Source organism: Glycomyces dulcitolivorans (genome assembly GCF_003265355.1).
Classification (GTDB): domain Bacteria; phylum Actinomycetota; class Actinomycetes; order Mycobacteriales; family Micromonosporaceae; genus Glycomyces; species Glycomyces dulcitolivorans.
In genome coordinates this window covers 39,750-47,075 of sequence record NZ_QFRW01000090.1, presented here as the reverse complement: position 1 = coordinate 47,075, position 7,326 = coordinate 39,750, and the positions used below count along the sequence as shown (strand labels likewise).

Annotated in this window: 9 protein-coding genes and 1 pseudogene; 6 read left to right on the top strand and 4 right to left on the bottom strand. The window is 72.6% G+C overall.

Translation table 11 applies throughout. The features are described from left to right. A pseudogene (locus DI269_RS26985) lies at positions 1-514 on the bottom strand (sensor histidine kinase); the annotation flags it as partial. Between the two features lie 187 nt (positions 515-701). On the opposite strand from DI269_RS26985, the gene DI269_RS10440 reads away from it, so the two are divergent. Further along, positions 702-1,793, top strand: coding sequence for an alpha/beta hydrolase (locus DI269_RS10440; RefSeq protein WP_198667311.1), 1,092 nt, complete (start codon positions 702-704; stop codon positions 1,791-1,793). Here DI269_RS10440 and DI269_RS10435 read toward each other — a convergent pair. Then, positions 1,783-2,415: a dihydrofolate reductase family protein gene (locus tag DI269_RS10435; protein ID WP_112135476.1), complete on the bottom strand. Its 633-nt coding sequence runs from the start codon at positions 2,413-2,415 to the stop codon at positions 1,783-1,785. The two genes, DI269_RS10440 and DI269_RS10435, sit on opposite strands and share 11 nt — an antisense overlap. A gap of 123 nt (positions 2,416-2,538) precedes the next feature. Between DI269_RS10435 and DI269_RS10430 the strand changes: the two genes are divergently transcribed. The 3 genes from DI269_RS10430 (at position 2,539) to DI269_RS10420 (ending at position 4,600) form a co-directional block, all read left to right on the top strand. Next, on the top strand, positions 2,539-3,426 hold the full coding sequence (locus DI269_RS10430) for a LysR family transcriptional regulator (RefSeq protein WP_112135474.1): 888 nt from the start codon (positions 2,539-2,541) through the stop codon (positions 3,424-3,426). Between the two features lie 65 nt (positions 3,427-3,491). Next, a complete protein-coding gene (locus DI269_RS10425; RefSeq protein WP_112135471.1) occupies positions 3,492-4,037 on the top strand; it encodes a hypothetical protein in 546 nt (181 codons plus the stop codon). Positions 4,038-4,108: 71 nt separating this feature from the next. Next, positions 4,109-4,600 carry a GNAT family N-acetyltransferase gene (locus DI269_RS10420; protein WP_112135468.1) on the top strand — a complete coding sequence of 164 codons (492 nt, stop codon included), beginning with the start codon at positions 4,109-4,111 and terminating at the stop codon, positions 4,598-4,600. Here the strand turns inward: DI269_RS10420 and DI269_RS10415 are convergent. Beyond that, positions 4,581-5,585 (bottom strand): DUF998 domain-containing protein, encoded by a 1,005-nt coding sequence (locus DI269_RS10415; RefSeq protein ID WP_112135466.1) that lies wholly within the window; start codon positions 5,583-5,585, stop codon positions 4,581-4,583. The genes DI269_RS10420 and DI269_RS10415 overlap by 20 nt on opposite strands. 97 nt (positions 5,586-5,682) lie before the next feature. Here DI269_RS10415 and DI269_RS10410 point away from each other — a divergent pair, with 97 nt between their 5' ends. Together DI269_RS10410 and DI269_RS10405 are read left to right on the top strand one after the other, a co-directional pair. Then, on the top strand, positions 5,683-6,309 hold the full coding sequence (locus DI269_RS10410) for a TetR/AcrR family transcriptional regulator (RefSeq protein WP_198667310.1): 627 nt from the start codon (positions 5,683-5,685) through the stop codon (positions 6,307-6,309). After that, positions 6,306-6,794, top strand: a complete 489-nt coding sequence (locus DI269_RS10405; RefSeq protein ID WP_112135461.1) for a hypothetical protein — start codon at positions 6,306-6,308, stop codon at positions 6,792-6,794. The genes DI269_RS10410 and DI269_RS10405 overlap by 4 nt, the downstream gene beginning before the upstream one ends. Here DI269_RS10405 and DI269_RS10400 read toward each other — a convergent pair. Then, the gene (locus DI269_RS10400) at positions 6,772-7,314 is read right to left on the bottom strand and encodes a hypothetical protein (protein ID WP_157974889.1); all 543 of its coding nucleotides are present in this window, start codon (positions 7,312-7,314) and stop codon (positions 6,772-6,774) included. The two genes, DI269_RS10405 and DI269_RS10400, sit on opposite strands and share 23 nt — an antisense overlap. Positions 7,315-7,326 lie beyond the last annotated feature (12 nt).

The following is a 7,326-nucleotide window of genomic DNA, read 5'->3' as shown; positions in this document are numbered from 1 at the left end:
GCCGCTCGGCGGCCCGCGCCTCGGCGACCCGCCGCCCCTGCTCGGCCTCGGCCCGCCGCGCCCGCTCCCGCAGCGACATGACGAGGTCGCGGTGCGACCGCGCCAGCGTCCCCCACCCCAGCAGCGCCCCGTACGCGACGGTGACCAGCAGCGCCCACCAGCCGAACCCGAGCGCCGGGATCGGATGCCACACCCACTGGAGCAGGTGCGCCCCGATCCCGACCGCGCTCACCGCCACCGCGGTGAGAAACCGTGTCCGCCAAGCGACTTGGAGCGCCCCGATCGTGGCCGCCGTCGTCGCCACCGGCGACAGCACCGCCAACGCCGTGGCCGCGAGCACCCCGGCGACCGGCCGCCACAACTGCGCCATCGCCGCCGCGACCGCCAGGACGGCGACCGCGACCTCGAACGGGCCGGGGGACGGCCGCGACCACAGCGACAGGAAGGTCAGCACGCCCGCGCCGGCGGCCATGCCGGCGATCTCGGCGGGGCGGGGAGCACGGGGAAGGTTCACGGGCACATGCTAGCCACCCCCGCACGCCGCCGGTCACCTCCGAAAGTAGGAGGCGCCCCGTCCCTGCGCCGGAGCCGCCGCGACCGCCGGACCGATGCGCCGACCCCGCCCCGGCGGCCAGAATTCCCCTCATGAAACGACAGCACCGCCCCCTCCTCATCATCACGCTGATCGCGCTGGTGCGCCGATGAGCATCCCCTGGGGCTACCTCGTCTCCCTCGCCGTCCTCACCCTCCCGGCCCTGCCGGTGCCGCGCCTGCCCGAGAAGCTCGGCACCGCCCTCTTCCTGGTCTGCCTGGCCGTCAACGAACTCCCGTTCCTCGCGATCGCCCTCTTCCTCGCCAACACCGGACTCGCTCTCGCCCAAGGCGACCTCGCCTCCCCGGTCGCCGTCGCGGCGGCCGTCGTCGGCGGCGCCTGCATCGCACTGACCACCCGGCGGAGCCTGCGCGCCGCACCCGTCCTCCAGGCCGCGACCGGCGAGGCCCGCACCCGCCTCCCGTGGGCCGACATCCTCCTGCGCCCCTTCCCGATCCGCCCGTGGCAGGTCGAACGCACCGCGAACCTCGCCTACGGCCCGAACGGGAAGCGGAACCTGCTCGACGTCTACCGCCACCGCTCGCACCCGACCGGCGCGCCCGTCCTCATCCACTTCCACGGCGGCCACTACGACATGGGCCGCAAGAACAGCCAGTCCCTGCCGCTGCTCCACCGCCTCGCCGCGCACGGCTGGGTGTGCGTCAGCGCCAACTACCGGCTCCGCCCCGAGGGGTCCTTCGACGAGCACCTGACCGACGCCAAGCGCGTCATCGCGTGGGTCCGCGAGCACGCCGGCGACTTCGGGGCCGACCCCGACCGCATCGTCCTGTCCGGCTCGTCGGCGGGCGCGCACCTGTCGGCGCTGGCGGCGCTCACCCACGACCATCCCGGGCTCCAGCCGGGCTTCGAGGACGCCGACACGTCCGTGTCCGCGGTCGTCGGCCTGGGCGGCTGGTACGGGACCTACTTCACCGGCGAGCCGCGCACGGCGCCGCTGACCCACGCCCGCGCCGACGCGCCGCCGTTCCTGATCGTCCACGGCGACCACGACTCGGTCGTGCACGTCTCGCACGCCCGCCGCTTCGCCGCGGACCTGCGCGCCGCCTCCGGTGCGACCGTGCACTACGCCGAGCTGCCCGGCGCCCACCACGGCTTCGACCTGTTCCGTTCGCCCCGTTTCGAAGCCGTGGTGAGTGCGGTCGAGGCGTTCGCGTCCCGGGCCGTGTCGATCAGGAGCTGATCCTGTTGAACGTCAAGTGCGTGACGCCCGAGGGCGCCGAGGTCGCCTCGATCTTGAAGTCCTGCTCGATCCCTTCGAGGCCGTCCCACAGGCGCACGCCCCTGCCGAGCAGGATCGGGACGACCGCGACGTGCATGTGGTCGATGAGCCCGGCCTTGAGGAACTCGCGGATCACCGTCGCGCCGCCGCCGATGCGGACGTCCTTGCCGCCCGCGGCCTTGCGGGCCGCTTCGAGCGCGTCGGCGGGGGAGGCGTCGATGAAGTGGTACGTCGTGCCGCCCTCCATCTCGACCGAGGGCCGCACGTGGTGGGTGAGGATGAAGACCGGCGAGTGGAACGGCGGGTTGGGGCCCCACGCGCCCTTCCAGTCGGGGTCCTCGTGCCAGCCGGGGAAGCCGAACTTCCCGGCGCCCATGATCTCGGCGCCGATGCCGGGGTCGTGCTGGCGCACGAACACGTCGTCGACGCCGCCGCTGCCGCCCTCCTCCCACCAGCGGGTGGCGAACATCCACTCGTGCAGGCGTTCTCCGGCATGTCCGAAGTAGGCTTCGCGGCTCGTCCCCTCGCCGGTGCCGAAGCCGTCGAGCGAGACGGCGAAGTTGTGGACTCGGGCCTGTGACATGGCTGGTGCTCCTCTGCTCTCCGGACCCCCGTCGCCGGGGTCCGGTCCTGCACCGATCCTCGCGGCTCGGTGTCATGATGTCCAATGCCAATCCCCTGCGCGACTCATAAAGGAAATTGATGGATGCTGAACCCTGTCCACCTGAAGGTCCTTGAGGCGGTCGCCCGCCACGGCTCGGTGACCGACGCGGCGAAGGAGCTGCACTACTCGCAGCCCTCGATCAGCCACCACCTGCGGCGCTTGGAGGCCGCCACCGGGGCCACGCTCATCCAGCGCGCGGGCCGCGGCATCCGCCTCACCCCCGAGGGCGAGCTGCTCGCGGGGCGCGCCACCGAGATCCTGGGCCGGATGGACGCGGCCTCGGTCGAGCTCGCCGCGCGCGTGGGCCTGCGCACGGGCCGGGTCCGCATCGCCGGGTTCGCGACGGCGCTGAGCACCCTCGTCCCGCGCGCGGCCGCCGAACTCGCCCGCGCCCACCCGGGCATCGAGCTGCACCTGGTCGACGCCGACCCGGTCGAGAGCCTCGACCTGCTCCGGGCGGGCCGCGTCGACATCGGCCTGGTCTTCCGCGACGCCGACGCGCCGCCCGAAGCCGAGGACTGCCGCCTCGTCCACCTCCTGGACGACCGCCTCTACTTCCTCAGCTCCCGCGCCGGCGACCGCATCGAGGACCAGCGGGACGCGGCGTGGATCGGCGGTTGCGAACGCTGCCGGGCCGCCACGGTTGCCGCGTGCGAGCGGGCCGGCTTCACCCCGCGCCTCGCCTTCTCCTCGGACGACATGGTCGTCATCCAGTCCCTGGTCGCGGCCGGGATGTGCGTCGCGGTCCTCAATGGCCTCGCCCTCAAGGCCCACCCCGAACCGGGCGTCCACGCCACCGCCCTCCCCGACGGCCCCCGCCGCATCTACGCCGCCACCTACGGCGACCCGCCCGACCCGCCCGCCACCGCCGCGATGCTCGACATCCTCGCCTCCGTCGCGGCGGACCGCGCCAATGTGGTCCACGACTGAGGGCCGGGGCGATCGTTCACGCCCCGGCCTCTTGACGAAACGTGCGAAACCAATACTCTTGTCGCATGAGCAAACTGGAACAACTCCCTCCTAAGTCTGCGAAACGCGGGCGCACGCTGATCGCGGCCCTGCTGACGCTCCCGGCCGTGCTCGGCCTGCTCGCGCTCGCCCCGGCCGCCGCGCAGGGCGCGACGGGCGCCGACCACTGCGTCGTCAACCTCGTGACCGACGAGGTCAGCTGCGCCGCAACGCAGGCGGCGGCGTTCGCCGAGGACCGGGCCGCCTCCGCGGAGGTCGGCGTCCTGGCCGACACCGTGCTGATCACCCTGTACGACCGCACGAACTACGACGTCGCCGGCGGCACCCGCTCCTTCGTCGCCACCGACTACACCTGCACGGCCGCATACTCTCCGGTCGAGTTCAGCGTCGACTACCTCGACGCGGCGGGCTGGAACAACCGCGCCAGCTCGGTGCACACCTACCGCTCGTGCGACATCAAGCTCTGGGACTCCGTGACCCTGTCGGGCGCGTCCTCGACGTGGATCGACAACCTCGCCAACCTCGACACCATCGGCTGGGCCAACCGCGCCGGCTCCTACCAGATCAGCTAGCACCCGTTGCGCCGCAAGCGGTGTCCGCCCCGGTCCGGGGCGGACACCGCTCGTCTGCGAAGCTCACCCCCATGACCCGGCCCCTGGACGTCCGCGACCTCACCCCCGGCGACCTGCCCGACTGCGGCTGGTCGGGCTCGGCCCTCCACCTCGACAGCGTTGCGCGCGAACTGGTCCGGGCCGAGGCGGGCGAGGTCGACTACCTCGTCGTCTGCACCTCCTCGGGCTCCCCGATCGCGATCGGCGGCGTCGACTTCGCGAAGCTCCCGGGCGCCGGATACCTGTACCAGCTGGGCGTGCGCCCCGCGATGCAGCGCCGCGGCGTCGGCACGCTTCTCGTTCGCGCCCTTGAGGACCGCATCCGCCGCCGCGGCCTCGCCCGGTCCGAGCTCTGCTACGAGCGGCACACCAGCGGCAACGGCGTGTTCTACCGCGGCCTCGGCTACCTCGCGTACGGCACGGTCGTCGAAGGCTGGGAGCAGGCCGGGCCCGACGGGACGCCCGAGTGGTACGAGACCACCTGCGTCCAGATGCGCCGCGACCTCACCGCTCCAGCGGCGTAGCCGCCACCACCCGCCCGGCCGCGAACAGGATCACGACCGCCGCGATCGCGAAGAGCGCGTTGCCGATCAGATCCGCCGCAGGCGACACCGGCGTCTCCGGCACCACCGGGAACGCCGACCACGCATACGTCAACGTCGCCCCGGCCGCGAGCGCGAACACGTGCCGGGCATCCCAGCCGTCCTGCCGCGACCACCGCAGGACCAGCACCGTACCTGCAACGGCCACAACGCACCACACCGCCACGTTCACCCACTCGTACCAGGACGCGGTCACCAGGTTCGCCGGCCCCCAGAACGCACTCGTCCCCACCAGCGCCGCGATCCCCGCCGTCCACGGCGAGGGCGCCCGGCCCGGCAGCGGCGGGCGCGGCGCGCGGCCGACCCGGAACGCCAGCACGATCAGCACCGCGATCACGACGCCGATCGAGGCGAACTGCAAGGGGGAGGCCATGAAGTCCTCCTCCGTCAGGGTCCCCCAGAACACCAGGTTCACCCCGCCCAGATAGATCAGCGCGGTGACGACGAGCCCGGGCGTGCGCAGCCACGGCACCGTCCGCCGGCCGGGGACGAACGACTCGACGATCGCGATCGGCACGCAGATGCTCCAGACCGTGTGCAGCGCCAGGATCGTCACCGTCAGCTCGACGTTCATGCCGAACACCGGCAGGTACGAGTCCCCGTGCAGCAGATCGTGGCCCGCGTACGCGTCGTTCCACAGCAGCTGGTCGACCGGGCCCTCCTCAACGAGCGCGTACGCCGCCGCCAGCAGCACCATCGTCGGCCACCCGCGCCCGGTGCGCCGCGCGATCTCGCGGATCAGCAGCGCGCCGCCGCCGTACAGCGGCGCGAGGACCACCGCCAGGCCGAACTCCGAGAGCGCGAGGTTCCCCAGCAGCAGCTCGCCCACGAAGGGCGCCAGGAAGAACAGCCCGACCGCGGGCGCGATCCGCCGCCATCGGCCGAGCGGGGACGGCTGGCCGGACATGGGACCTCCTCGAAAGCAATGCGACCGCATCGTATACCGGTCCGCACCCGTAGTCAATGCAGTCGCATCGCCTACGGTTCGCGGCTACACTGCCGACATGCCCCGCGCCGTCGACAGCCAGCAGCACGAGCGCCAGCGCCGCCTCATCGCCCACGCCCTGTGGCGCCTCGTCGAACGCGCCGGCCTCGAAGCCGTCAGCCTGCGCGACGTCGCCGCCGAAGCCGGCGTCTCCATGGGCCGCGTGCAGCACTACTTCGCCGGCAAGGACGACATGCTCCTCTTCGGACTCCAGCTCGCGCAGGAACGCCTCGGCGAACGCATCGAACAGCGACTCGCCCGCCTCGGCACCGAACCCGACGCCGAGACCGTCCTGCGCGCCGTCCTGGGGGAGCTGCTCGGCGAGCACCCCGACACCCGCCAGGCCCTGCGCGTCAGCGCCGCCTACTACGGCCGCGCCGCCAGCGACCCCAAGATCGCCGCCGTCCTCACCGACGGCGACGACGACATCCGAGCCCTCGCCGCCGACGCCGTCCGCACCGCCCAGGACGCCGGCCGCACCGACCCGGCCCTGTCGCCCGAACGCGAAGCCGACCTCCTGCTCACGCTCGCAACGAGTCTCGGCGTCGACGCCGCCCTCAGCCTGCGCTCCCGCCACGACGCCCGGGCCGCACTCGACTACGCCCTCGACCGAACCCTCGGCCGACCGACACGAGGACACCGATGACCGACCCGACCATGGAAGCCGTCACGAGCGCCGTCACCGAAGCCCAGACCGGCGACCGCACCGCGGCCAAACGCCGGCTCCTCGACCTCTGGGACGCCCTCAGCCCCACCGGCGACCCGCTGGCCCGCTGCACGCTCGCCCACCACCTCGCCGACCTCTACGACGACCCCGCCGAAGCCCTCACCTGGGATATCCGCGCCCTCGACGCCGCCGACGCCCTCACCGACGCACGTCTCCAAGAGCACGCCGCCGGCCTCCAGGTCGCCGGGTTCTACCCCTCGCTCCACCTCAACCTCGCCGACGCCTACCGCCGCCTCGCCTCCTTCGAAGCGGCCCAGCGCCACATCGACGCCGCCCGAGCGTGCTCCCCGGCGCTGGCCGACGACCCGTACGGCCGCCTCATCACCGCCGCGATCACCAGGACCGCCGACGCCATCGCCCGCAAGGACACGAGTTCACCGCTCACCCCATCGTCAACCGGATGATCGCGGTCCCCTCGGCGAAGTCGATCATTTCGAGGACGAGCACGCCGGGCTCGGATTCCGGGTCCGGAACGTCATCCTCACCGGAGTCCGGATAGCAGCTCATGGAATTGCTGGAGGCGGTCAGGTAAGCGATGCAGTACGCCTCCGACATCCCGCTGCCGCTCATGTTGCTGGCGCCGCTCGACGAGTTGTCGCTGTTAGCCGTGTAGGTCTCGATGCCATCGGCGGTGATCGTGACCATCAGTGTGAAGTCGTCGTACCCGAACTCGACCGCGCCGGACACGGCGACCTCGCAGGAGCCGTCATCGCAGGCGGCGTAGTCGGTCCCGTCGGCCGCGGTCGGCGCCGCGGACACGGTGGGGGAGGGCTCGGCGCTGCTCGCGGCCGCCGAACTCGCGGACTCGGAGACGTCCCCGGTCGCATCGGAACCGGACCCGGCCCCGCACGCGCCGGTAGCGAGCGCCGCGAGCAGGACCAATGCACCTGTAGTACATCGGGAAAGGAAAGGCGAAGTGCTCATGCGCCGATGCTA

Bases quoted from the DNA above. Each gene is read 5' to 3' on its own strand.
- DI269_RS10440 (WP_198667311.1), top strand. From the start codon at position 702: ATGAGCATCCCCTGGGGCTACCTCGTCTCCCTCGCCGTCCTCACCCTC.
- DI269_RS10435 (WP_112135476.1), bottom strand. From the start codon at position 2,415: ATGTCACAGGCCCGAGTCCACAACTTCGCCGTCTCGCTCGACGGCTTC.
- DI269_RS10430 (WP_112135474.1), top strand. From the start codon at position 2,539: ATGCTGAACCCTGTCCACCTGAAGGTCCTTGAGGCGGTCGCCCGCCAC.
- DI269_RS10425 (WP_112135471.1), top strand. From the start codon at position 3,492: ATGAGCAAACTGGAACAACTCCCTCCTAAGTCTGCGAAACGCGGGCGC.
- DI269_RS10420 (WP_112135468.1), top strand. From the start codon at position 4,109: ATGACCCGGCCCCTGGACGTCCGCGACCTCACCCCCGGCGACCTGCCC.
- DI269_RS10415 (WP_112135466.1), bottom strand. From the start codon at position 5,585: ATGTCCGGCCAGCCGTCCCCGCTCGGCCGATGGCGGCGGATCGCGCCC.
- DI269_RS10410 (WP_198667310.1), top strand. From the start codon at position 5,683: ATGCCCCGCGCCGTCGACAGCCAGCAGCACGAGCGCCAGCGCCGCCTC.
- DI269_RS10405 (WP_112135461.1), top strand. From the start codon at position 6,306: ATGACCGACCCGACCATGGAAGCCGTCACGAGCGCCGTCACCGAAGCC.
- DI269_RS10400 (WP_157974889.1), bottom strand. From the start codon at position 7,314: ATGAGCACTTCGCCTTTCCTTTCCCGATGTACTACAGGTGCATTGGTC.